Annotated in this window: 23 protein-coding genes and 1 pseudogene; 17 read left to right on the top strand and 7 right to left on the bottom strand. The window is 53.0% G+C overall.

From position 1 onward, the window contains the following. Nucleotides 1-168 precede the first annotated feature (168 nt). Nucleotides 169-2694 (bottom strand): bifunctional glycosyl transferase/transpeptidase, encoded by a 2526-nt coding sequence (gene mrcB / locus INF86_RS21460; RefSeq protein ID WP_058645852.1) that lies wholly within the window; start codon nucleotides 2692-2694, stop codon nucleotides 169-171. Nucleotides 2695-2891: 197 nt separating this feature from the next. Beyond that, on the bottom strand, nucleotides 2892-5321 hold the full coding sequence (hrpB, locus tag INF86_RS21455; RefSeq protein WP_193543910.1) for an ATP-dependent helicase HrpB: 2430 nt from the start codon (nucleotides 5319-5321) through the stop codon (nucleotides 2892-2894). A 73-nt stretch (nucleotides 5322-5394) separates the two neighbouring features. Here hrpB and thpR point away from each other — a divergent pair, with 73 nt between their 5' ends. The 16 genes from thpR (at nucleotide 5395) to INF86_RS21375 (ending at nucleotide 19693) form a co-directional block, all read left to right on the top strand. Next, a complete protein-coding gene (thpR, locus tag INF86_RS21450) occupies nucleotides 5395-5949 on the top strand; it encodes an RNA 2',3'-cyclic phosphodiesterase (RefSeq protein WP_003856249.1) in 555 nt (184 codons plus the stop codon). Further along, entirely contained in the window at nucleotides 5939-6643 is a 705-nt protein-coding gene (gene sfsA / locus INF86_RS21445; RefSeq protein WP_023299353.1) for a DNA/RNA nuclease SfsA, read from the top strand. Before thpR ends, sfsA begins: the two co-directional genes overlap by 11 nt. Before the next feature lie 176 nt (nucleotides 6644-6819). Further along, on the top strand, nucleotides 6820-7275 hold the full coding sequence (gene dksA / locus INF86_RS21440; RefSeq protein ID WP_001155232.1) for an RNA polymerase-binding protein DksA: 456 nt from the start codon (nucleotides 6820-6822) through the stop codon (nucleotides 7273-7275). 59 nt (nucleotides 7276-7334) lie between these two features. Continuing rightward, entirely contained in the window at nucleotides 7335-8225 is an 891-nt protein-coding gene (gluQRS, locus tag INF86_RS21435; protein ID WP_154051889.1) for a tRNA glutamyl-Q(34) synthetase GluQRS, read from the top strand. 42 nt (nucleotides 8226-8267) lie between these two features. Further along, nucleotides 8268-9665, top strand: coding sequence for a polynucleotide adenylyltransferase PcnB (pcnB, locus tag INF86_RS21430; protein ID WP_071892880.1), 1398 nt, complete (start codon nucleotides 8268-8270; stop codon nucleotides 9663-9665). Then, a complete protein-coding gene (gene folK / locus INF86_RS21425; RefSeq protein ID WP_032625542.1) occupies nucleotides 9662-10141 on the top strand; it encodes a 2-amino-4-hydroxy-6-hydroxymethyldihydropteridine diphosphokinase in 480 nt (159 codons plus the stop codon). Before pcnB ends, folK begins: the two co-directional genes overlap by 4 nt. Nucleotides 10142-10264: 123 nt before the next feature. Further along, nucleotides 10265-11056 carry a 3-methyl-2-oxobutanoate hydroxymethyltransferase gene (gene panB, locus INF86_RS21420; protein ID WP_022647086.1) on the top strand — a complete coding sequence of 264 codons (792 nt, stop codon included), beginning with the start codon at nucleotides 10265-10267 and terminating at the stop codon, nucleotides 11054-11056. Between the two features lie 11 nt (nucleotides 11057-11067). Further along, entirely contained in the window at nucleotides 11068-11919 is an 852-nt protein-coding gene (gene panC, locus INF86_RS21415) for a pantoate--beta-alanine ligase (RefSeq protein WP_022647085.1), read from the top strand. 31 nt (nucleotides 11920-11950) lie between these two features. Then, a complete protein-coding gene (panD, locus tag INF86_RS21410) occupies nucleotides 11951-12331 on the top strand; it encodes an aspartate 1-decarboxylase (RefSeq protein ID WP_022647084.1) in 381 nt (126 codons plus the stop codon). A gap of 324 nt (nucleotides 12332-12655) precedes the next feature. Continuing rightward, the gene (locus INF86_RS21405) at nucleotides 12656-13267 is read left to right on the top strand and encodes a fimbrial protein (protein ID WP_023299349.1); all 612 of its coding nucleotides are present in this window, start codon (nucleotides 12656-12658) and stop codon (nucleotides 13265-13267) included. Between the two features lie 85 nt (nucleotides 13268-13352). Beyond that, nucleotides 13353-14096, top strand: a complete 744-nt coding sequence (locus INF86_RS21400; protein WP_022647082.1) for a fimbrial chaperone — start codon at nucleotides 13353-13355, stop codon at nucleotides 14094-14096. Nucleotides 14097-14177: 81 nt separating this feature from the next. Then, nucleotides 14178-16772, top strand: a complete 2595-nt coding sequence (locus INF86_RS21395) for an outer membrane usher protein (RefSeq protein WP_193543909.1) — start codon at nucleotides 14178-14180, stop codon at nucleotides 16770-16772. 38 nt (nucleotides 16773-16810) lie between these two features. Next, nucleotides 16811-17380, top strand: a complete 570-nt coding sequence (locus INF86_RS21390; protein WP_032625598.1) for a fimbrial protein — start codon at nucleotides 16811-16813, stop codon at nucleotides 17378-17380. Between the two features lie 26 nt (nucleotides 17381-17406). After that, entirely contained in the window at nucleotides 17407-17970 is a 564-nt protein-coding gene (locus INF86_RS21385) for a hypothetical protein (RefSeq protein ID WP_023299346.1), read from the top strand. Nucleotides 17971-17984: 14 nt separating this feature from the next. After that, nucleotides 17985-18587: a fimbrial-like protein gene (locus tag INF86_RS21380; RefSeq protein ID WP_193543908.1), complete on the top strand. Its 603-nt coding sequence runs from the start codon at nucleotides 17985-17987 to the stop codon at nucleotides 18585-18587. A 20-nt stretch (nucleotides 18588-18607) separates the two neighbouring features. Then, a complete protein-coding gene (locus INF86_RS21375; protein ID WP_193543907.1) occupies nucleotides 18608-19693 on the top strand; it encodes a fimbrial protein in 1086 nt (361 codons plus the stop codon). A 3-nt stretch (nucleotides 19694-19696) separates the two neighbouring features. Here INF86_RS21375 and INF86_RS21370 read toward each other — a convergent pair whose 3' ends face one another. The 4 genes from INF86_RS21370 to INF86_RS21355 all read right to left on the bottom strand — a co-directional run bounded on the left by INF86_RS21370 (nucleotide 19697) and on the right by INF86_RS21355 (nucleotide 23247). Continuing rightward, on the bottom strand, nucleotides 19697-20944 hold the full coding sequence (locus INF86_RS21370) for a polysaccharide deacetylase family protein (protein ID WP_032670914.1): 1248 nt from the start codon (nucleotides 20942-20944) through the stop codon (nucleotides 19697-19699). Nucleotides 20945-21007: 63 nt separating this feature from the next. Next, the gene (locus INF86_RS21365; protein ID WP_022647075.1) at nucleotides 21008-21448 is read right to left on the bottom strand and encodes a PTS sugar transporter subunit IIA; all 441 of its coding nucleotides are present in this window, start codon (nucleotides 21446-21448) and stop codon (nucleotides 21008-21010) included. Nucleotides 21449-21553: 105 nt separating this feature from the next. Beyond that, the gene (locus tag INF86_RS21360; protein WP_022647074.1) at nucleotides 21554-22324 is read right to left on the bottom strand and encodes an ABC transporter permease; all 771 of its coding nucleotides are present in this window, start codon (nucleotides 22322-22324) and stop codon (nucleotides 21554-21556) included. After that, nucleotides 22321-23247, bottom strand: a complete 927-nt coding sequence (locus INF86_RS21355) for an ABC transporter ATP-binding protein (protein ID WP_003856300.1) — start codon at nucleotides 23245-23247, stop codon at nucleotides 22321-22323. Before INF86_RS21355 ends, INF86_RS21360 begins: the two co-directional genes overlap by 4 nt. A gap of 107 nt (nucleotides 23248-23354) precedes the next feature. Between INF86_RS21355 and can the strand changes: the two genes are divergently transcribed. Continuing rightward, nucleotides 23355-24017, top strand: coding sequence for a carbonate dehydratase (can, locus tag INF86_RS21350; RefSeq protein ID WP_003856301.1), 663 nt, complete (start codon nucleotides 23355-23357; stop codon nucleotides 24015-24017). Between the two features lie 64 nt (nucleotides 24018-24081). Here can and INF86_RS21345 read toward each other — a convergent pair. Next, nucleotides 24082-24218: pseudogene (locus tag INF86_RS21345) on the bottom strand (hypoxanthine phosphoribosyltransferase); the annotation flags it as partial.

Here is a 24218-nt window from a genome sequence, read left to right as displayed (position 1 = left end):
TGCGAAACGCTGACGGCATAGCAAGCGATATGCGGCCCTACAAGAATTGAGGGTTTAAGAAATAATCAACGGAAAACGGGTCGTTAATAAGGATTGAAAACAGGGTTAAGGAAATGAGTTGCTGAGGTGAAAAAATACCCCCTTCCAGGGAAGGGGGTGTCATAAGGGCTAGTTGCCGCCGAACATATCCTTGATCCAGCCGGCGACGCCGTCGCTGTCTTTCTTCTCGTTCTGCTGCTGCGGCTGTTGCTGCTGCGGCTGCTGAGGCTGAGAAGACTGATCGAACGGGTTACCTGTCGGTTCTTCTGGCTGGCTTTGCTGGCACAGCGCATCCGGGTTGGTCGTCCAGACCGGCAGCGTACGCACGCCACCGCCGCAAATGAAGTTACCCGAGCTGTCCACGCCCATATCGACGATATCTTCCGGGGCAACGAGGTTCAGCGGCACCGGAGACTGATTTGCCAGATAACGCTGGTAAATCGACATCGCGCCGCTCGCACCATACAGTTTAGTCGGCTGGTTGTTATCGCGGCCCACCCAGGTGATCACTACTTCACGGCCATCAATACCGGCGAACCAGGTATCGACGTTGTTGTTGGTAGTCCCGGTTTTACCCGCCAGATGCAGACCAGGATACTTCGCCCCCAGCTGACGCCCGGTACCGCGCTGGACCACCTGCTGCATGGTCCACAGCGTCATATAGGCCGCCTGCGCCGGAACAGCGCGCTCAGCCTGCGGGAAGCTCTGATACAGCACGGAGCCATCTTCGGCAATCACCGAACGCAGGGCGGAAAGCGGCGCTCGGTTACCACCGCTGGCGATGGTCTGGAACGCCTGGGCCACTTCGATTGGCGTCAGGTTAAGCGCCCCCAGGATCATCGCTGGCACAGGGTGCAGCTGATCTTTCGGTACGCCCAGCTTCTGCCAGGTGTCGGTGATGGCGGGGAGGCCCAGCGCCATGCCGAGGTTAACCGTTGGCACGTTCATGGAACGGGTTAACGCATCCACCAGCATCACCTGGCCGCTGAACTGCTTATCATCGTTCTGCGGAGACCACACCTGGCCGTTAGGCTGGCGCAGGGAGATTGGCGCATCGGCGATCCAGGTGTTCAGTCGATAGAGATTCGGCTGGCTCAGCGCGGTCAGGTAGGTTGCCGGTTTTGCCAGAGAACCAATCGAACGACGCGCCTGCATCGCGCGGTTATAGCCCGCATACTGCGGCTCGGCGCCGCCCACCATGGCGCGAACTTCGCCGGTGTTGCGATCAACTACCACCATCGCGGTTTCCAGATCGCTCAGCTTACGCTGCTTCTTCAGAACCGGAATACCTTCAACCGCCGCTTTTTCTGCCGCATCCTGCGCCACGGAGTCAAAGGTGGTGAAGATCTTCACCCCGGAGAGATCTTTCACTTTATCTCCGAGCTTAGACTGCAACTCCTGACGTACCATCTGCATAAAGGCAGGCTGCGGAGAGATCACCCCACCGCGCGGCTGAACGCCCAGCGGACGCGCGCTCAGCATGTCGTACAGCTCCTGGTCAATCACCTGCTGTTGTTGCAGCAGACGCAGCACCAGGTTACGACGCTCCAGCGCCAGTTTCGGGTTACGCCACGGGTTGTAGATCGACGCGCCTTTTACCATGCCCACCAGCAGCGCCTGCTGGTCAAGGCTCAGCTCTTCTACCGGACGGCCAAAGTAGTACAGGCTCGCCAGCGGGAAGCCGCGGATCTCGTTATCGCCGCTCTGACCGAGGTACACCTCGTTCATGTACAGCTCAAGAATACGATCCTTGCTGTAGCGCGCATCCATCAGCACGGCCATGTACGCTTCGTTGGCTTTACGCCAGTAAGAGCGCTCGCTGGAGAGGAACAGGTTTTTCACCAGCTGCTGGGTCAGGGTACTCGCCCCCTGCACCGTACGCCCCGCGGTCAGGTTAGCCAGTACCGCACGACCAATGGAGTAGAGGCTAATCCCGTCGTGCTCGTAGAAGTGGCGGTCTTCGGTTGCCAGCAGGGTATCCACCAGCAGATCCGGGAAGCCGTTACGCGCCACGAACAGGCGCTGTTCGCCGTTTGCGGACGACAGCATGGTGATGAGACGTGGATCGAGACGGAAGAAACCGAACTGGCGATCGTTATCCATGTTCTCAATGGTTTCCAGGCGATCGCCGTCAAAGGTCAGACGCGCGCGCACCTGCCCTTCTTTACTGTCCGGGAAGTCGAACGGACGGCGGATCATCTCAATGCTTTTCGCCTGGACGGTAAATTCACCCGGACGGGTCATTTTCGTGACCTGACGATACTGCGTGGCTTGCAGCAGCTTCACCATCTCATTCTTGCTGATGGACATGTCCGGCTCAAGGTTCACCATGCGGCCGTACACTGCCGCAGGCAATTGCCAGACTTTCCCGTCAATACGGCTGCGGATCTTCTGATCCAGATAAACGCCGTAAATCGCGATCAGGACAACAAAAACAATAAACAGCTTCAGCAGCAGCCAGAACCAGCCGCGCTTACCACGAGGCTTACGCCCTTTGCCTTTCCCTTTACGCGGCATCGGTTCTTCATCCTCATAATCGTCTTCATAGTCATCGTCATACTCCTCATCTCTGAGGCGACGACGGCTTACCTTTTCTTTCGCCGGACGCGTCGGCTTTCCCTTACGTCCTATTGGCTCGCGGTCATTCCCCGCCATGCTTTTTCTCCGCAACATTCAGGCGCAAAGGCCAGATTTTCTTATCTTGCACAGGTCAGTGAAAGAAGAAATCTCTCAAAATAAACAGCAAGACTTTCCTGACAGGAAAGTCTTTAGTGTTTTCTCCCTCTCCCTGTGGGAGAGGGCCGGGGTGAGGGCATCAGGCCGCACTTTACCTTTCAGGCCGCACTCCCCCATTACGAATATTTCTTCGTGCGCCGTGTCGGCGCGGTATTCGCCGGATCGTCCGGCCAGACGTGTTTGGGATATCGCCCCTTCATCTCTTTCTGCACTTCACGATAGCTCCCCGCCCAGAACGCACCCAGATCGCGGGTGATCTGCAAGGGACGATGCGCAGGCGAAAGCAGCTCAAGCACTAACGGCACGCGCCCTTCAGCGATGGACGGCGTGGTGGCCTCACCAAACATCTCCTGCATCCGAACCGCCAGCGCTGGCGGATTATCCTCATGATAACGAATGGCAATCCGACTCCCGGTTGGCACAGTGTAATGCCCAGGCAGTTCACTATCCAGACGTTGACGTAACGACCAGTCCAGTAAATTCTGTAACGCTGCCTTAACATCAAGCGCCTTCAGGGCGCGCAGGGAGTGTACGCCGCTCATCTGCGGCAACAACCACTGTTCAAGCGTCGCGAGCAGCGTCTCATCATCCACCGCTGGCCACCCCTGTTCCGGCAGCCACTTCGCGGCGCAGTGCAGACGTATACGATATTGTTCAGCCTCAGGCGTCCAGTTCAACACGCTCAGCCCTTTTTCCCGAATGCCGTTCAGCATCGCCTGGTGTAACTCTTCCTCCGACGGCTTAGCCAGCGGTTTTGTCCCGAGCGTCAGTTTGCCAATCTGGCTACGACGGAACGCCTTCAGCGTGCCCTGGGCATCATCCCATTCGACGATGTCAGATTGCTGAAGCAGCTGCGGGCAGGCACGCGTCAGGGCGTCAATATCTACGGCAACCGCCTGCAAGATGCGCGCATCCGGGGAGTGACTACCCTGGAGTAAGAGCGGCGCGATCAGCCATTCATGACGCGTCAGAGCATCCTCGCTGTCCAGCATCGCGCCCATCCCATTTGCCAGTTGATAACGACCATCCAGCCCGCGACGGCGCGCGATCCTGTCCGGGAAGGCCTGGGCCAGAAGAGGGATAACTTTATCGCTGTCAGGCGATCCTCCCCGGCTCTTCAGGCGGTGACACAACTGCTGCGCGCGCTGTTGCCAGTTTCCCTGATGGCGTGAAAAGGCCTGTCCCAGATCGCTGCTGCCACCGCGCGGCGGCTCCTCAAGAATAGCCGCCAGTTTTGCCGCCGTGGCAATTTCATCGTCGCCCTGTGCTGCCACCAGCATCGTAGCCAGACGCGGATCGTTGCCCAGCGCCGCCATTTTCTGGCCGCGCGCCGTCAGTCGCTCGCCTTCCAGCGCGCCAAGCTGGGTCAGCAGGCTGCGCGCGGCGGAAAGGTTCACAACAGGCGGAGGATTAAGCCAGGTGAGCTGGTCAGGGTCCGGGCAGCCCCACTGCATCAGATCCATTACCAGCCCGGAGAGATCGCTTTGTAAAATCTCAGGCGTACTCTGCAATGCCGCACGCTCCGCCTGCTCGGCGCTGGTTAAATGCAGGCAAATACCCGGCTCAAGACGCCCTGCTCGGCCTGCGCGCTGCACCATTGAGGCCTGGCTGATGCGCTGCGTCAGTAGCCTGGTCAGCCCGGTACGCGGATCAAAACTGGCCACCCTCTCCTGCGTACTGTCCACCACCAGGCGAATGCCTTCGATGGTCAAACTGGTTTCGGCGATATTGGTCGCCATTACCACTTTGCGCTGCCCCGCCGGTGCGGGAAGGATCGCCTTGCGCTGGTCAGCCAAATGCAGCGCGCCGTAGAGCGGGCACAGCATAACGTCACTGCTCACCCTGGATGCCAGTTGCTCCTGTACGCGCTGGATTTCGCCTACGCCGGGTAAAAACAGCAGCAGCGAGCCGGGTTCCTGACGGAGCAATTCGGCGGTGGCGATGGCAACGGCTTCGTCAAAACGCTGATGGCCAGGCAGCGGCTGATAGCGGCGCTCGACCGGGAACGCACGCCCTTCAGAGGAGATCATCGGCGCGTCAGGGAGCGTCTGCCGGAGCCGCTCGTTATCCAGCGTCGCCGACATAATCAGCAGCCGAAGGTCGTCGCGCAGCCCCTGCTGAACGTCGAGCAGCAGCGCAAGGGCCAGATCGGCCTGGAGGCTGCGCTCGTGAAATTCATCAAGGATCACCAGCCCGACGCCGCTCAGCTCCGGATCGTTTTGCAGCATACGGGTAAGAATGCCTTCAGTGACCACCTCCAGCCGCGTAGACGGGCCAATGCAGGTTTCGGCGCGCATCCGGTACCCTACCGTCTCGCCCGGTTTTTCATTCAGCAGTTCCGCCAGGCGCTGCGCCACATTGCGCGCCGCCAGCCTGCGCGGTTCCAGCAGGATAATTTTCCCGCTGATGCTCCCCTCGCGCAGAATTTGCAGGGGCAGCCAGGTGGATTTACCCGCTCCGGTGGGCGCGCTGAGCAAAACCTGTGGCGCATGTTCTAAGGCTGCGAGAAGCTCAGGAAGGACGACGGCGACGGGCAAAGAGGACACTTACGGCTCCAGAGGGTTAACATTAATCGGCGTACATTGTAGCATCGGCGCATATCATTACCGAGTCTTGCGCATGTCTGAGTCAAAACGGCTATTCTTCGCCATTGAATTACCCACCACGCTTCAACGGCAAATTGTTCGCTGGCGCGCCAGCCACTTCCCCGCGGAAGCGGGCCGCCCTGTCGTCGCCGCCAATATGCACCTGACGTTAGCTTTTCTTGGCGAGGTGAGCGCAGAAAAGCAGCGCGCGTTAAGCGCAATGGCCGGACGCATTTCTCAGCCGGGTTTTACGCTGCATCTTGACGATGCCGGGCAATGGCTGCGCTCTCGGGTGGTCTGGCTGGGGACGCGGCAGCCCCCCCGCGGACTGCTCCAGCTCGCCAACATGCTGCGGGCGCAGGCCGCGCGCAGCGGCTGTTATCAGAGCCCGCAGCCGTTTCATCCCCACATTACCCTGCTGCGCGATGCGGGTCAGGCTGTTGCCATCCCGCCACCGGGCTTTCACTGGTCCTTTCAGGTGAATGAATTTGCGCTGTACGAATCTGCCTTTGTACAAGGACGCACCCGCTATACTCCGCTCCAGCGCTGGACGCTGGGCGACACGTTAAGGAATCCTGATGAAGTTTAGCCCTGCACTCCAGCCCGCCACGCTGATCCAGCGTTACAAACGCTTTCTCGCTGACGTGATCACGCCTGAGGGCGAAACGCTCACGCTGCATTGTCCTAACACCGGCGCCATGACCGGTTGCGCCACGCCGGGTGACACGGTCTGGTATTCCACATCAGAAAATACTAAACGCAAATATCCTCATACCTGGGAAATGACCGAGACGCAAAGCGGGGCATTTATTTGCGTTAATACCCTGCGCGCAAATCAGCTGGTTAAGGAAGCCCTGACAAATGGAATCCTTCCTGAACTGGTGGGTTACGGCACGCAAAAAAGCGAAGTGAAATATGGCGATGAAAGCAGCAGAATTGATTTTATGTTACAGGCGGAAGACCGCCCTGAGTGCTATATTGAAGTGAAATCAGTGACGTTAGCGGAAGAGGAAAACGGCTTCTTTCCGGATGCGGTAACGCTACGTGGCCAGAAGCATCTGCGGGAGCTAATGAGTGTAGCGGCGGCGGGCAAGCGCGCCGTGTTGCTGTTTGCGGTTCTGCATTCAGCCATTGAACGGTTTTCCCCGGCCCGTCATATTGATCCTAAATACGCGCAATTGTTGAATGAGGCACAAAAGCAGGGGGTAGAGATTTTCGCTTATAAAGCGGAACTTTCTGCCGATAATATGACTCTGAGATCCTCTCTTCCCATTGTCCTATAAGGGATTAGACGATTGACTAATAAGTGTTCTGGCCGCGTGCGCAAATACGCTTTTCCTCACAGGGTTGTCAAGTGTTACGTTTAGATAATTGCCATACGGAAAAGCATCTGCTATTTATAGCGACCTGATTTTTCCCCCAACACGGGGATCGATAGTGCGTGTTAAGGAGAAGCAACATGCAAGAAGGGCAAAACCGTAAAACATCGTCCCTGAGTATTCTCGCCATCGCTGGGGTGGAGCCGTATCAAGAGAAGCCGGGCGAAGAGTATATGAACGAAGCCCAGCTGTCGCACTTCAAGCGTATTCTTGAAGCATGGCGTAATCAACTCAGGGATGAAGTCGATCGCACCGTTACACATATGCAGGATGAAGCTGCTAACTTCCCGGATCCGGTCGACCGTGCCGCTCAGGAAGAAGAGTTCAGCCTCGAACTGCGTAACCGTGACCGCGAGCGCAAACTGATCAAAAAGATCGAGAAAACGCTGAAAAAGGTCGAGGACGAAGATTTTGGCTACTGCGAATCCTGCGGTGTTGAAATCGGTATTCGTCGTCTGGAAGCGCGTCCAACAGCCGATCTGTGCATCGACTGTAAAACGCTGGCAGAAATCCGCGAAAAACAGATGGCTGGCTAACGCCTTCCCTCTCACTACTCTGCTAAGGCGGGAGTTTCTCCCGCCTTGTTACCGTTGATATGTCTGAATCTCACTATATCGGGCGCTTTGCGCCATCTCCCTCCGGTGAATTACACTTCGGCTCATTAATTGCCGCGCTCGGCAGCTACCTACAGGCTCGCGCCCGTCAGGGTAAATGGCTGGTTCGCATTGAAGATATCGATCCTCCGCGTGAAGTTCCCGGTGCGGCAGAAACTATTCTGCGTCAGCTGGAACATTACGGTCTTCACTGGGACGGCGACGTACTCTGGCAGTCTCAACGCCATGATGCCTACCGTGAACGTCTGGCGTGGCTTGCTGAACAGGGCCTTTCCTATAACTGCACCTGCACGCGTGCGCGAATTCAGAGCGTGGGTGGCGTTTACGACGACCACTGCCGTACGCGGCACAACGGCCCTGAGAATGCCGCCGTACGGCTGATACAGCGCGCTCCGGTGACGCAGTTTACCGATGTCCTCTCAGGAACCATTCAGGCGGATGATCGTCTGGCGCGTGAAGATTTTATTATTCACCGTCGCGATGGCTTGTTTGCCTATAACCTGGCGGTGGTTGTCGATGACCATTTCCAGGGCGTCACGGAAATCGTGCGTGGGGCGGATTTGGTTGAGCCTACCGTGCGGCAAATATCGCTTTACCAGCAGTTTGGCTGGACGGTGCCGGATTACATCCATCTGCCGCTGGCGGTCAATGAACAGGGGAGTAAGCTGTCAAAACAGAATCATGCCCCGGCGCTGCCTGACGGCGATCCGCGCCCGGTATTGATCGACGCGCTGCGATTTCTCAACCAGAATGTAACGCAGGAATGGCAGGATCTGAGTTTGGATGAATTGCTGAAAACGGCCATTGCTGACTGGACGCTTATGGCCGTGCCAAAAATCCAGCATTCTCAAATGCGTTGCGCTGAGCTATGATTAGCCGCTTTTTTGATAACAAAACACACTACGAGGTGTACTATTTTTACCCGAGTCGCTAATTTTTGCCGTAAAGTGCTGAGCCGCGAAGAGAGCATGGCGAATGATGCTATTGCACAGCCACACATGTCGGTCATTCCGCGTGAGCAGCACAATATTTCCCGCAAAGATATCAGTGAAAATGCCCTCAAGGTGCTCTATCGTCTGAATAAAGCAGGCTACGAGGCCTATCTCGTCGGCGGCGGGGTGCGCGATTTACTGCTGGGCAAAAAACCAAAAGATTTCGACGTGACGACCAGCGCTACGCCTGAACAGGTGCGTAAATTATTCCGCAACTGCCGTCTGGTTGGTCGCCGTTTCCGTCTGGCGCACGTGATGTTTGGGCCGGAAATTATTGAAGTGGCGACCTTCCGCGGTCACCACGAAGCGGGCATCAACGATCGCACAACTTCCCAGCGCGGCCAAAACGGCATGCTGCTGCGCGACAACATCTTCGGCTCTATTGAAGAAGATGCTCAGCGTCGCGATTTCACCATCAACAGCCTTTACTACAGCGTGGCGGATTTTACCGTGCGCGATTACGTCGGCGGTATGCAGGATCTGAAAGACGGCCTGATTCGCCTGATCGGCACGCCGGAAACGCGCTATCGCGAAGATCCGGTCCGAATGCTGCGCGCCGTGCGTTTCGCCGCCAAGCTAAACATGCGTATCAGCCCGGAAACCGCAGAGCCGATCCCGCGCCTGGCGACGCTGATTAACGACGTCCCCCCTGCCCGTCTGTTTGAGGAGTCGTTAAAGCTGCTCCAGGCAGGCTACGGGTTTGAAACCTACAATTTGCTGCGTGAATACAACCTGTTCCAGCCGCTGTTCCCGACCATTACCCGCTACTTCACCGAAAACGGTGACAGCGCAATGGAGCGGATGATTGCACAGGTGCTGAAGAACACGGATACCCGTATTCATAACGATATGCGCGTGAATCCGGCGTTCCTGTTCGCGGCCATGTTCTGGTATCCGCTGCTGGAAACGGCGCAGCGCATTACCCAGGAGAGCGGCCTCGCCTATTATGATGCGTTCGCGCTGGCGGCAAACGACGTGCTGGACGAAGGCTGTCGCACGCTGGCGATCCCGAAACGTATTACCACGCTGGTGCGTGATATCTGGCAGCTTCAGCTGCGTATGTCCCGCCGTCAGGGTAAACGTGCCTGGAAACTGATGGAGCATCCTAAGTTCCGCGCCGCGTTCGATTTGCTCTCTCTGCGTGCTGAAGTCGAAAGAAACCAGGAGCTACAGCGCCTGGCGCAGTGGTGGGGAGAATTTCAGGTCTCTGCACCACCGGAGCAAAAAGATATGCTCACGGATCTCGATGACGAGCCGGCACCGCGCCGTCGTCACCGTCGCCCGCGCAAGCGCGCGCCGCGTCGTGAAGGCACAGCATGACCCTTGCGTATATTGCCATCGGCAGCAATCTGGCCTCTCCGCTTGAGCAGGTTAACGCTGCCGTTCAGGCGCTGGGGGAGATCCCGCAAAGCCGTATCGTGGCGGTCTCCTCCTTTTACCGTACGCCCCCGCTCGGCCCGCAGGATCAGCCTGATTATCTGAACGCCGCCGTGGTGCTGGAAACAGCCCTTGACGCAGAAACGCTGCTGGATAATACCCAGCGTATTGAGCTACAGCAGGGTCGCGTACGTAAAGCCGAACGCTGGGGACCGCGCACGCTCGACCTCGATATTATGCTTTTCGGCCACAAGGTGATTAACACCGAGCGCCTCACCGTTCCGCACTATGACATGAAAAACCGTGCGTTTATGCTCTGGCCACTGTTTGAAGTCGCCCCCGATCTCACCTTCCCTGACGGCACCTCGCTGAACGCCGTTCTGCAAAGCCTCAACGCGGAAAAACCGGTCCGCTGGTAATCCCGTGTCACCCCCGATTAGCCATGTGTCAAATATGGTTAATCGATTGCCTAAAATCATTGTTCCATCGAATGTTACTGTTAGAATGCGCAAAGATCCGCTTTTGGGCCATCAGGAAACAGTATGAAACCAACTACCATCTCCTTATTGCAGAAATGCAAACAGGAAAAGAAACGCTTCGCCACTATCACCGCGTATGACTACAGCTTCGCAAAACTGTTTGCCGAAGAAGGGATCAACGTCATGCTGGTCGGAGACTCGTTAGGGATGACGGTACAAGGACATGATTCTACTCTGCCGGTCACGGTCGAGGATATTGCTTACCATACCCGCGCCGTGCGCCGGGGTGCGCCCGCCTGCCTGCTACTTTCCGATCTGCCGTTTATGGCGTATGCCACCCCGGAACAGGCCTTTGAAAATGCGGCAACTGTGATGCGCGCCGGCGCCAATATGGTCAAAATCGAAGGCGGCGACTGGCTGGTCGATACGGTGAAAATGCTCACCGAACGGGCCGTGCCAGTTTGCGGGCACTTAGGGCTGACGCCGCAATCCGTGAATATCTTTGGCGGTTATAAAGTTCAGGGGCGTGGCGATGCGGCGCAGACGCTGTTTGATGATGCCCTGGCGCTGGAAGCCGCTGGTGCACAGCTGCTGGTGCTGGAGTGTGTGCCGGTTGAGCTGGCTAAGCGTATCACAGAGGCGCTGTCGATTCCGGTGATCGGCATCGGCGCGGGCAACGTCACCGATGGCCAGATTCTGGTCATGCACGACGCCTTCGGGATCACCGGCGGTCACATTCCAAAATTTGCTAAAAATTTCCTGACAGAAGCAGGCGACATGCGTGCTGCTGTGCGGCAGTATATTGCCGAGGTTGAGTCCGGCGTTTATCCGGGCGAAGAACACAGTTTCCATTAAGGAGTCCAGGTGTGCTAATCATAGAAACTCTGCCGCTGCTGCGCCAGCATATCCGCCGTGCACGTCAGGAAGGTAAACGTATCGCCCTCGTCCCGACCATGGGCAATCTGCACGACGGCCATATGAAGCTGGTCGATGAAGCGAGAGCCCGTGCAGATATCGTGGTAGTCAGTATCTTCGTTAACCCGATGCAGTTCGATCGCGAAGACGATCTGGCGCGCTATCCACGTACCTTGCAGGAAGATTGCGAGAAGCTCAAAAAACGTCATGCGGATATCGTCTTCGCACCGGCCCCCGCAGATGTTTATCCTCAGGGTACCACTGAAGCGACCTACGTCGACGTACCGGGTATTTCGACCATGCTGGAGGGTGCCAGCCGTCCGGGCCATTTCCGCGGCGTTTCCACCATCGTCAGCAAGCTGTTTAACCTGGTGCAGCCGGACATCGCCTGCTTTGGCGAGAAAGATTTCCAGCAGCTGGCGCTGATCCGCAAAATGGTTGCCGATATGGGCTACGACATAGAGATTGTCGGCGTGCCGATTGTACGTGCGAAAGATGGCCTGGCGCTTAGCTCCCGTAACGGCTATCTGACTGCGGAACAGCGTAAAATTGCGCCAGGCTTAAGCAAAGTCATGAATACCATGGCAGAGCAACTGCTGGCAAAAGAATTAACCGCAGAAGAAATCATCGCTCTGGCTGAACAGGCGCTGAACGAGAAAGGTCTTCGTGCTGACGACGTTCAAATTCGGGATGCCGATACGCTTCTGGAACTCTCAGATACCAGCAAACGTGCGGTAATTCTGGTGGCGGCTTGGCTCGGCCAGGCCCGCCTTATCGACAACAAAGTGGTTGAACTGGCGTAGTTTTACTACCCGGAAGTGAAAGGTAAACGTAATGATTCGCAAAATGCTACAAGGTAAGCTTCACCGTGTGAAAGTCACCCAGGCCGACCTGCACTATGAAGGCTCCTGCGCGATCGACCAGGATTTTCTCGACGCGGCGGGTATTCTCGAAAACGAAGCTATTGATATCTGGAACGTTAATAACGGCAAACGCTTTTCAACGTACGCGATTGCCGCTGAACGCGGGTCTAAAATCATCTCCGTTAATGGGGCAGCGGCGCACTGCGCGGACGTGGGTGATATCGTCATTATTGCCAGCTTTGTGATGATGTCTGACGAAGAGGCACGTCGCTGGCAGCCAAAAGTGGCATACTTTGAAGGCGATAATGAGATGAAACGCATTGCGAAAGCAATTCCGGTTCAGGTTGCCTAAGCCAATAGTACTGTTATAAATTACCCGACAAATAGGTTGGGTAATTTATACATAATTAAAATGAATAGCGTTCTTTTTATATATTTTTATTAATATATTCAAGTCACCCTGCCGAACACCTGCTCATCAAAATGATGAACAATTATTATCATTCACTATTAAATAATCATATTGACTTAAAGATCGTTTAAGTATTTCTAACGCCTAACGGCTTCTCACAACCATTACTCATCACTTAGAATCCTTTTCCCGAAGCATCTGTTCGGAACGAACATAAGCCTTGCTTATGTTCACTTTTCTAGCATTTAAATATGGATATAAAAAATGTCTTTTAATAAATTAGGTCTGGCAACTGTAGTAGCAATGGTTCTGAGTGCGGGTTCTGCAATGGCAGCTGATATTCCTTCAGATACAGGCACTATTACTTTCCACGGTATGGTTTCTAATAACACCTGTAAAGTATCCCTGGATCAGAAGATTGACCAGGATGGTAATGATTTTGACGTTAACCTGGATACCGTGTTTGTAAAAGACTTCGCTAATGCGCTGGGTACCACCAGCACCCTGGGAGAAAAGAAATTCTCCCTCACCCTGACAGGTTGTGATTCTGCTACCGTCAACCAGGCATCTGCTCAGTTTGATTCCTGGGCGGGTTCTTCTTCAACTTCCGGCGGTCTGCTGGTTCCCCCATCAAATACTCAAGGCGCCGCTAAAAACGTCAATCTGGTACTGTCAAACGATGGCAACTCCGCTACCGATCAGATCAAACTGGATCAGACCAACAATACCCAGAAAGCAACGATTGATACCACAGGCGCAGGCGCACTTTACTACCGTGTAGCGTATACCCAGGGTCAGAACTGGGATGCGGCCAACAACCCAGTGTCAGCTGGTGTGGTTCAGGCACAAGCTGCATTCACCATGATCTACGAGTAATTTTAAGCGCATAAATAAAATGCTCATATTATCCCCTGACGTACGTCAGGGGACTATTGATATCATTCCAACAGGAAGTGGAAAAATGTTAAGCACATCATTTTATAAAGGATTTAAAGCTGCCTGCTTTACAGCTGCTGCTGTCGCGTCATTCCAGGCAAGCGCAGATATCGTTATTTCGGGAACACGTATTGTTTATCAGCAGTCGCAAAAAGATGTCATCGTTTCTTTAGACAACCGTGGCAAAAAGCCACTATTAGTTCAATCATGGCTCGATGACGGTCGCGATGACACCAACCCACAGGAATTAAAACTACCGTTTATTATTACTCCACCAGTATCCCGAATTGATCCGCAAAAAGGTCAATCCGTTCGGATCTCGTACCTGGGTGGTTCATTGCCGCAAGATCGCGAATCCCTATTCTGGTTCAATGTGCTCGAGATTCCACCGAAGTCAAAAGTGAAAGACGGTGAAAATCCTAACCAGCTCCAGCTGGCATTCCGCACACGTATTAAACTCTTTTTCCGACCTGACGGCCTGAAAGGTACGCCAGGAGATGCAGCAGCCAAAGTAACGTGGTCACAACAAAAACAAGGTAATACGCTAAACCTGATCGCACACAATGATTCCCCTTACAACGTTTCTATTTCAAATGTAAAGCTGAAATCAGCAAATAAAGAGTACCAGGTTGAGCATAAATCTATTTTACCGTTTAGTACTCAAATTATGCAGGTAAAAGGTTTAGGTAGTACTGCCACCGGCACTGTTGCTTACGAAACCATTAATGACAATGGCGGCTCTGATACTTTTGAAAGCAAAGTAAATTAATAACCGCACCACCGCCACATTATAAATATAACACGTATGAATGATTCATAGCATTCATACGACGACTTGTCTGGATGAAGCATGCTATTTCAACGATCAATTTTATGTCTCGCAATCTGTGCAGCATTTCCTCTGCATGCCAGCGAGACTGAAAAAAAAGCTGTAGACACCTCATCCGAAACAGAATCGGCCATTGAATTTAATGACCAGTTCCTTATCGATAATGGTGGAGGTATCAATGTCGATCGTTATGCTTATGGCAACCCAGTTCTGCCAGGTACTTACCGTGTAAAAGTGAATTTGAATGGCAATTCAAAATCCACGGTCGAGATGACATTCATTGATAACAAAACGCCACGTGCCTCAGCATGTCTGACTAAACTCACGCTGACACAGGCAGGCGTTGATACCAGCATATTAGGCGATGATGTCAAAGACGACGAAACGTCTTGCGTAGATATCAAAAAATATTATCCCGGTGCTTCTGAAAATTTTGATAGTAGCAAGCAGGAAATGGATCTTAATTTCCCGCAAATCTACGTGCTTAAGCTTCCAGCAGGGTATGTCGATCCTTCATTATGGGATAATGGTGTTCCGGCCGGATTACTCTCATACGATCTTAATACCTGGCACAGCGAGTCAAACGGCACCAATTCAGATACCGCTTATGCGGGCTTGCATTATGGCCTGAACGTGGGGCCGTGGCGTTTACGTTCTCGCGGCAGTCTGAACTGGGACAGCGATAATGGTACACATTATTCCAGCCAGGATATCTACCTCCAGCGAGACATCACACCACTTAACGCACAGATGGTAATGGGTGATTCCTACACACGCGGTGATGTCTTTGACTCGGTGAGCCTGCGTGGTGCGCGTATGTATAACGATGACCGCATGCTCCCGGAAGGCACCTCTGGCTACGCGCCAGTAATTCGTGGTGTGGCAAACAGTAACGCCAAAGTTAGCGTAACGCAAAGCGGCAATAAAATTTATGAAACCACCGTTCCACCCGGTGCTTTCGAGATCAATGACCTCAGTACAACAGGCTATGGCAATGATTTGATTATCACTGTAGAGGAAGCCGATGGAAGTAAACGGACGTTTACCGTTCCGTTCTCCTCAGTTACACAAATGCTCCGCCCAGGCTCCAGCCGCTGGGATGTGGGTTTAGGTGAGCTGAATGATGATTCAGTGCATGATAAGCCAAACGTTGGCTACGCAACTTACGCGTATGGTCTGAATAATACCTTTACCGGTTACGTGGGTGCGCAATATACGGATATGGATTTCTACGCCGGCCTGCTTGGTCTGGCTATGAATACCCGTATTGGTGCATTCGCATTAGATGTTACCGGGTCCTATGCCGATATCGACGGGCTGGACACGCTTAAAGGGCAAAGTTATCGGCTGACCTACAGCAAAATGCTTGAAGCCACTAACACATCTCTTAACGTGGCAGCTTATCGCTTCTCTACAGAAGATTATCTCAGCCTTAACGATGCCGCCTCATTGCAGGACAGTATTCATCACGAGGAATATGGCAATCGATCTTATGACAGCAATGCCGAGCTTTATGCTGATTATCAGCGTACCAAAAACCAGATACAGGTCAGCCTGAATCAGCCATTGAATGTTAACGGTGATGAATACGGCTCACTCTATATTAGCGGCACCTGGCAGGATTACTGGAATGACTCCAGCTCCACTTCCGACTACAGCGTGGGTTACAACAATAGTTTTGCTTACGGTAGCTATAGCGTTTCTGTGCAACGCACGTACAACGAAACAGGGGAAAAGGATGACAGCGTTTATTTAAACGTCAGTATTCCATTCAGCATATTCAATAAAGATAGCGCGCAGTCAGGCGGATTCAATAACGTCAACATGAGCCTGCGCACTGATTTAAAAGGCGGTACCAGTTTTAACTCTACGGCAAGCGGCAACTCCATAAACAGTGAAGTGAGCTATTCCGTTAGCGCCTCATCAAGCGGGGGCAACTACGGCAACCTGAACCAGGTCAGTGGCTATAGCTCATGGAACAGTCCTTACGGGCCGCTCGGTGTCTCAGCGTCCTTTGGCGATGACAATAGTAAACAGTATTCCGCGAGTTATAACGGCGGAATGGTTGTCCACTCGGGTGGCGTTGTATTTACATCCGGCAGTATCGGCGAAACGGATTCACTTGCGCTGGTAAAAGCAAGTGGCGCAACGGGTGCTCGGCTGGGTTACGGCCAAAGCCGCATTAACAGTTCCGGGTACGGGATTATGCCGTATATGTCAGCCTACAGAGAAAACCGAGTATCGCTCGATATCAGTACTCTCGAAGCAGACGTTGAAATCAAAAATACCAGCGCAGTTGCCGTACCTCGCAATGGCTCCGTTGTATTAGTGAATTTTGAAACGGATGAAGGTCGTTCGCTTGTTCTGGAATTACAACGTTCTGATAACGGCTTTATTCCGCTAGGTGCAGACGTTCTGAATGAGAAAAACGAATCTATCGGAACGGTAGGCCAGGCAGGACAAGCTTATGTACGCGGTGTGGAAGACAAAGGCGCTCTCCGGGTGGTATGGGGAAGCGATGGATCCAGCTCTTGCACGGTGCATTATCAGATTCCTGAAAATGCGAAGAAAGCAGGCTTAACCACGATTCTGAGTAATCAACAGTGCCAAATGTAATGATGTTAAAACAGGGAATCACACCCATGGGAAATAATATGAAGAAAAATCATTGCGGTTATTCATTAATCGCATTAGCAATGTTAGCGATGTCAGGTTCTGCTGCGGCAGCCGATCTCAATGTTAACTTCACTGCCAATATCCGCGAAACCACCTGCGATATGAAACTGGTCGGCGGTACGGGTTCAGATACGCAGCAAACGCTGACTATCGGTAATAACGGTCAGGTACGTTTAGATGATGTCAAAGCCGGAACGGCAAATGCCAATTTCAAAATCGTGCTCGTTGAATGCCCGGCGTCGCTAACCTCGTTAAAAACAACCGTAAAAGGAACCAAATCAGGTTATTTAGCTAGCGGCCTTGTTAACCAGATTGCAAAAACTAACGGTGGCGCTGATTACTCTGCGGCTGAAATCGCCAGAGCCGATGCACCAAATACTCCTTTTATCATTAACTCAACCCTGGATTCAGAGCGCCTGGTCTGGAGTCCGACAGAAATCCAGAATAAGGAAGTTGCTCTGGTGGCCACCTTACGTGAAACAAAAGAAAACAGCATGACCATTGGTGATTTTCAGGCCGTGGCGACCTTTGAATTTAGCTACGAGTGATTAGTGCAGGAAAACGGAGCAACATTATGAAATTCAATTCTACTTTTATCGCCCTGTCCGTTTCTGCTCTTCTGTTCTCGGGAATGGCAAGCGCAGCAATTACAGGCACCCCTAGTGTCGAATTAACGATTAAATCAAAAATTGTATCAGGCACATGTACCGCAAAAGTACTTAACGATGCAGGCACAGCCTCCACTGAAATTGCATTCGGCGACGTATACAAATCCGATCTGGTGAACAAAACCCGTGTAGAGCCGCTCAAGATTAGTTTCACCAACTGTTCTGGAGTAACCAAGGCAACGGTGTCCGCTGCGAAAGGCGCTGGTGGTGAATGCAGTGGCGTCAACAAGACGGGTGATTCTTACTCTGGCGGCTTAGCAACGGGCTTTGAGATCTGGTCGGGTGTTGTCGATACTGGCGAGCTTATGAGCTGTAACACGCCTCCGGCTGCTAAGGATGTCACCATTACTGATGGTACCGGTGAATTCCCGATGAATTCCCGTATCGTTATCGGGCAAGGCCAAACCATTGCTGATGTAGGCGCGGGGGCGGTTACTGCGCCAGTCACGTTTACTATCGCTTATCCATAATACCAGGAACCAGTATGCAACAATCACCGTTTATTTTATACCAGCCCGGTCTTGTGTTGCTTATGGGCTTGGCTGGTGGCATCTTGCCTGGCGTAAGCCAGGCAAGCTCAGGATTAGACGTAAATATTACCGCTAACATTGTTAATAGCACCTGTAAGATGACCGTGGAAAATGACGGCGAAATTTATCTCCCCAAAGCGATGCGCAGTTGGTTTTATAACCCGGATGGTAGCGATCGTTTTACTGCAACCGATGATGCAGGCGGTACGCCTTTTAAGATCCATGTAGATGATTGCTATGGAGACAGCGGTACGGCTAAAAAGCTGAGTTTTAGCTTTTCGCCGCAGTCGGGTTTCTGGCCAGGACAAAATCAGGTTTTCAAAAGTGATGATACCGCCGCAGGCGCGGCAAAAAATGTCGGCGTCGTCGTTTTCTCTGAAAAATATAAAAAGAATGTTTTAAACAACGACGGCACGTCAAAAATCACTTATGACGTAAGCGGTCAGGATACTGCATTTTTAACGGATTATCAGTTCTATGCCCGATATCAAAATATTGGCGTAGTGGCTGGTGGTGTCGTTACCAGTAAAGTATTGGTTGACGTCACTTACGAATAATAATCAGAACAGGAAAAAGGATGAGAATGTTCAACTTTATAAGACAGGGTTTCAACGTGAAAGGCACAATGGCGTTTGCCATGGCGAGCGCGTTATTAACCCTCAGCCACTCCTGCTGGGCAGATGAGTGCCGCATGAATAATGGAAAAGGCGGCACAACCACGCTGATCAATTCTGACTACTCAGGTGGCACCGTACGTCTTCCCCCTCCGGGTAATTATGCCAGTACTCTTTTTAACGTTAACCTGACACCAGGCATTCAGGCCGAATGTGGTATGGGGGACGATGGTTTTAACCTCGTGTCACAAACAAACCCGACCTTGCTGATGGGGAGCAGTTATGGCAGGGCTATGTTTGAAACAAATATTCCGGGGATTTATTATTCCGTAAGGGTGCACACCGCAGAAAGCGATGGAGGCATGGGTGGTTACTTCGCTATGAATACTACTGGCTGGACTACCGTTGCATCCTCAGGTAAGTCTGACCCCTGGGATAGAAAATGGATAAACACCTCAGTTCAAATTTATATTGATGAAGGTTACAGAGGCAACCCGAACAAAGAAACCGCAATCAGACCCAAACCCGGCACTCTGGGTAAAATGGCTATTGGTAATCCAGATGATACTAACAACCGACCATGGACATTTGTGGTCAACGAGGACTCATTCCAGATCCCGATCGTTCTTCCAACCTGCGACATGGCCATGCTATCGGATGGTACTAATAATGTTAACCTGGGAGAATATTATGTTTCAGACATTAAAAACAATCGGGTTAAGGATATCCCTTTTTCAATTAGCTTAAGTAATTGTACCGGTGTGGCAAATATCACAACCAAACTCACCACCTCAAAGCTAACCGGAAAAAATAATGATCTTCTTGGTAATACGCTTTCGTCCGAAGCTGAGGGCGCAGGCGTGAGAATCATGTATAACGGAACCTCTCAACTTCTGCCGAATAATCCTGACTCATCCTATGTCATAACGGATTATCAAACCCCTGAATCCAAGCAAATTAATTATGTTGCTCAACTGGTAGCAAACGGAAACACAGTGAAACCGGGGTCGTTTAAAGCCACCGGTGTATTCACCCTTTCATACGACTAACCGCTATCCCTGCGGCTGATTACTGATCAGCCGCGACATCGTCTCCAGTGAGTCCGTTCTTAATATATACAAACGCTTCAACAGGAACGGATTATCCCCCGGCTTCACCTTCCCCTTCATCGTCGTCACTGCCAGATGAAAACCAGCGTCATTCGCTGCCTTTATCGCTTTATTGTCATAGCCGCCAAACGGATACGACACATACAACACGCGCGGGTTGAACTGCGCCAGTGCACGACGTGAGCGTTCAAAATCAAAAAGGATCACGTGATAGCTACGGCTCAACAGGATGGGGTGTTTATAGCCATCCACGCGATGCAGGAAATGAGTGTGAGACTGAATGTCGAACACATCCTGGATGCCCTTGATTTCCTGAACGCTCATAAACTGTAGCGATTTTGGATCCCACTTCTGCGGGTGGCCTTTGATTCGGGATGAAATTATAAACGCCGTCGCGTTGAAGCCATATTCTTTCAGCACCGGATACGCATAGCGGCTCACCGATTTCAGGCCATCATCAAAGGTGATCACCACCGCTTTCGCGGGCAGGTTCATCTTGTTACGCACGTACCCTTCAAGCTGGTACATCGTCAGCGTGGTGTAGCCCTGATCGCGTAACCATGCCATCTGATTATTAAACGCACGTACGCTGGTCGTCGTGGAGGTATGTCGAAAACGGGTGTTCTCTTCATCACGCAAAATATGATGGTAGGTCAGAACCGGTAGCCCGTTATCTTCCTGCGCATCCAGGCTGCTTACCCATGCCAGACGATTACCGATACGGATCTGGAACCAGGTCTGGTTCAGGCGGTCTTTCAGCTTATTCAGAATCGGATAGCGAAGATTAGCGCTTAAGGTGCCAAAGGGCGCGCTTCCGCTGCTGGGGGCGTTATACACCGGCGTGTCTTTCCAGGTAATGAGGTTTTGATTACTGAGCGGCTTGTTCAAGTCACCCAGGCTATCCTCAACGCGTTGTTTGCCCTGAACTTTTTCAAGGTGGTCTTTATCAATAAACCCCGTACCGAATCCGAAACGAAATTCATAGTAATCCGCCGCGGCCGGAAAGACAGCGAGGATCTGCCCGGCGCGGACATTCCCCACATTCACAACGGCATTTCCTACCTGCGCCCAGATGGCCGCATCTTCGGTGGTTTGCATATACTGAGCAGGAAGGCCTTGCTGGCTGGTCAGGCTGGCAGACGCACCACCGGAAACCACGAGCAGAAGGATAAAGATAACGCGCTTGAGCATGGAATATAAATCGACACAGAAAATCAGCCGCCATTGTAACAAAAGCGGCATCAATACCAATGTTTAATGCTTATACAGATCGTGAAGCAGAACAAAAGGCGGGTTCTTCTGCTGCTGGTGCCACAAGCTGCTCACGCCCGGCGAGCCCTGCGCCACAATGGCGTGACGAAATTCAGCGCTGCTCAACGTTGCGCGCAGCGGATACATCGCTTCGAGTAAAGGCAGGCTGATACCGGAGATTACTTCACAGTTATCGTGCTTATGGCTCATTAGGGCAGCCGCACGGTATGGCGCCGCGCCGGATCTGTCAGTGAGAAAAATCACGCCATCGCCGGTGTCGGTTTCATGCAGCGCGTCACACATCATTCGGCTGAGCATATTGGTGCTCAGCCCTCGCCAGTAATTTACCGCACGACATTGCGCCAGGGGGCCAAATCGGGCCTCCAGCTTAAGCAGCATTTCCTGTGCCTCTTCATCGTGGCAGGTGATCACCCATCCCAGCATAACGTCTCTCCTTAGCAGGCGAGTAGTTTATCCAGGTGAAGGTTAGTTTACGGTGATAACTGTCAAAGAAAGTGCCCGGCAAACAGAACGTCGCCGGGCAGAAGGTTAGCTACGCAGCCCGCGTCCGCGCTGGATCAGATACCAGCACAGCAGATAGAATGCCACGATAAACACCACCAGCACCACAACGGTGGTGAACAGCGGGACATCGGCAATGCCGAGGAAGCCAAAGCGGAAGCCGCTGATCATGTAGACAATCGGGTTCAGGTGCGACAGCGCCTGCCAGAACGGCGGCAGCAGCGTCAGGGAGTAAAACACCCCGCCCAGATAGGTCAGCGGCGTCAGCACGAAGGTCGGGATCAGGCTGATGTCATCAAACGTTTTAGCAAACACCGCGTTCAGCAGCCCGGCGAGGGAGAACAGGATCGCCGTCAGCAATAATGTGAGCGCCACGAACAGCCACGAATGCACCTGGAACGGGACGAAGAACAACGAAATCGCCGTCACCAGAATCCCCACGCACAGCCCGCGCGCTACGCCGCCGCCCACGTAACCGGCGATGATCACATGCGTTGGCACCGGGGCCACCAGCAGCTCTTCAATGTTGCGCTGGAACTTGGCGCTAAAGAACGACGACGCCACGTTCGCGTAAGCGTTGGTGATCACCGCCATCATGATCAGGCCCGGCACGATAAACTGCATATAGGTAAAACCGTGCATCTCACCAATGCGGGAGCCAATCAGGTTACCGAAAATGATGAAGTAGAGCGTCATGGTGATCACCGGCGGCACCAGGGTTTGCACCCAGATACGCATAAAGCGGTTAATCTCTTTTGCCCAGATGCTTTTCAGCGCGACCCAGTAAAGATGCGTCATGCCTTGTCTCCTTGTTTGTCGTGCACCAGAGAGACAAACAGCTCTTCCAGTCGGTTTGCTTTGTTACGCATGCTTAATACCTGAATGCCCTGCGCACTCAACTGTGAGAACACGCTGTTGATACCCTGCTCGCGCAGCACTTCTACCTCCAGCGTCGAGGTATCAACCAGGCGATAGTTGTAGCCCTCCAGTTTCGGCAGCGCGCTTTTCGCCGCCAGATCGAGGATAAAGGTCTCTGATTTGAGCTTGGAGAGCAGATTCTTCATCGAGGTGTTTTCCACCAGCTCACCGTGCTGAATGATGCCGATATTGCGGCACAGCATTTCCGCCTCTTCCAGATAGTGCGTGGTCAGAATGATGGTGGTGCCTTTATCGTTCAGATCTTTCAGGAAGCCCCACATGGAACGACGCAGTTCAATATCCACGCCAGCAGTCGGCTCATCAAGGATAAGCAGCTTTGGCTCGTGCATCAGCGCGCGGGCAATCATCAGGCGGCGCTTCATCCCCCCGGACAACATCCGCGCGCGTTCGTTACGCTTCTCCCACAGGTCGAGCTGTTTCAGATACTTTTCGCTGCGCTCAAGCGCCTCTTTGCGCTCAACGCCATAGTAACCCGCCTGGTTAACAACAATCTGCTGTACCGTCTCAAACGGGTTGAAGTTGAACTCCTGCGGCACCAGCCCCAGCTGACGCTTGGCGTTGACCACATCTTTTTGCAGATCGTAGCCAAACACGCTGACGCGGCCGGAGGTTTTATTGACCAGCGAGCTGATGATCCCGATGGTGGTGGATTTCCCCGCCCCGTTCGGCCCCAGAAGCGCGTAGAAATCTCCCGCTTCGACTTTAAGATCTATCCCGCGCAGCGCCTGAACGCCCCCCGGGTAGGTTTTTTTGAGCTGTTCAAGCTCCAGTGCAATCGCCATGAATTCAACTTACCTTAAGTTCTGACACACGTTGTGTGGTTTCATTAAAAGTCGGGTTACCCTATAGTAGCGCAACGCAATCACTTGGTTACAGGTCGCTAACCTCCATGAACGACATAGATACACTCATCAGCAACAATGCACTATGGTCAAAAATGCTGGTGGAGGAAGACCCCGGATTTTTTGGAAAACTCGCGCAAGCGCAGAACCCGCGCTTTCTCTGGATTGGATGTTCTGACAGCCGTGTCCCCGCCGAACGTCTGACGGGTCTTGAACCTGGCGAACTGTTTGTTCACCGCAATGTGGCTAACCTGGTTATTCATACCGATCTCAACTGCCTTTCGGTTGTGCAGTACGCCGTTGACGTTCTTGAGGTTGAGCACATCATTATTTGTGGCCACTACGGCTGCGGCGGCGTGCAGGCGGCGGTCGAAAACACAGAGCTGGGGTTAATCGATAACTGGCTGCTGCACATTCGTGATATCTGGTTCAAACATAGCTCACTGCTGGGCGAAATGCCGCAGGAGCGCCGTCTCGACACCCTGTGTGAGCTGAACGTAATGGAGCAGGTCTATAACCTGGGCCACTCGACGATTATGCAGTCTGCCTGGAAACGCGGGCAGAAGGTCTCCATCCACGGCTGGGCGTACGGTATTCACGACGGTCTGCTGCGCAATCTGGAAGTGACCGCCACCAACCGCGAAACGCTGGAACAGCGTTACCGCTCGGGAATTGCCAACCTCAAGCTTAAGCATGTGAACCATAAATAACAAAGCCGGGGGTTTTCACCCTCTCCCTGTGGGAGAGGGCTGGGGTGAGGGCATCAGCCCGCAATTATTCGTCCAGAATCACTACTTTCCCAACATACGGCAGATGGCGATAACGCTGCGCGTAATCAATGCCGTAACCCACCACGAATTCGTCCGGGATGGAGAAACCAACGAACTCCACCGGCACCTGCACTTCACGGC

The organism is Enterobacter cloacae complex sp. I1M (assembly GCF_014982425.1).
Classification (GTDB): domain Bacteria; phylum Pseudomonadota; class Gammaproteobacteria; order Enterobacterales; family Enterobacteriaceae; genus Enterobacter; species Enterobacter intestinihominis.
This window is presented reverse-complemented; position numbering and strand designations above follow the sequence as displayed.